Source organism: Methylobacterium sp. WL119, from assembly GCF_008039875.1.
Classification (GTDB): Bacteria; Pseudomonadota; Alphaproteobacteria; order Rhizobiales; family Beijerinckiaceae; genus Methylobacterium.
In genome coordinates this window covers 1-1,155 of sequence record NZ_VRUU01000232.1, presented here as the reverse complement: position 1 = coordinate 1,155, position 1,155 = coordinate 1, and the positions used below count along the sequence as shown (strand labels likewise).

At 67.2% G+C, this 1,155-nt stretch carries 1 pseudogene; it reads right to left on the bottom strand.

Going from position 1 to position 1,155, the window contains the following annotated elements:
• A pseudogene (locus FV227_RS28600) lies at nucleotides 1-1,082 on the bottom strand (IS630 family transposase).
• Nucleotides 1,083-1,155 lie beyond the last annotated feature (73 nt).

The following is a 1,155-nucleotide window of genomic DNA, read 5'->3' as shown; positions in this document are numbered from 1 at the left end:
CTAGTGGTACGAGTCTAACACTTGGTGCCCGCGCTTTGCGGCCTGGATGATGCGATCCGGGTCGGCGGTCCAGACGAAGGGCTTCGGATTGCCGTTGCTCTCGGCGATGAAGCGTTTGATGGCGGCCTGTACCTCGATCAGCGATCCGAACACGCCGCGTCGGAGCCGGCGTTTTGCGAGCTTGGCAAAGAAGCCCTCGACGGCATTGAGCCACGAGGCTGAGGTCGGGGTGAATTGGAAGGTGAAGCCGCGGGTGGCGGTCGAGCCAGGCACGGACCTTCGGGTGCTTGTGGACGGCATAGTTGTCCAGGATCGCGTGGACGATCTTGCCCGCCGGAACCGCCGCCTCGACCGCATCTCGGCAAGCGGATGAACTCCTGATGCCGGTGGCGCTGCATGCAGCGGCCGATCACCTTGCCCTCCAGCACGTCCAGGGCGGCAAACAGGGTCGTCGTGCCGCGGCGCTTGTCATCGTGGGTGCGCGTCGTCGGCTGGCCCGGCTTCATCGGCAACGGCTCCTGCGTGCGGGCGAGCGCCTGGATCTGGCTCTTCTCGTCGACCGAGAGCACGACGGCGTGGGCCGGCGGGTCGACGTAGAGCCCGACGACGTCGCGCAGTTTGGCGGCGAAGGCCGGGTCGGTGGAGAGCTTGAACTGCCGGACTCGATGCGGCTGTAGGCCGTGCCCCCACCAGATCCGCTGCACCGACGAGACACTGATGGCCGCGGCCTTGCTCATGGCGGCGGCCGTCCAATGCGTGGTCTCGCCGGGTGGTTCTCCTTGCGTCAGAGCCACCACGCGCGCCGCCACCTCCGGCCCCAGCGGCGGGATGCGCGCCGGTCGCGTTTTGTCCCGAAGGAGCCCATCGGCGCCCTCCTGCGCGAAGCGGTCCTGCCAGCGCCAGACCACCGTCTTGGACACGCCCGCCTCACGCATGATCGCATGCGTCCCCAGCCCATCGGCGCTCAGCAGTACGATACGGGCGCGCCAGACGTGCTTCTGCGACGTGTTTCGATCCGCGACGAGTGCTTCGAGCCGAAGGCGATCCGAGGTGGAGAGCGTGAAAGAGATGCCACTGCGCATCCCGCCAGACTCGCAGGATGGGGCGCAAACCGAAACCCCACACGGACTCAACCGTCAGGGCTCAACCACTAGC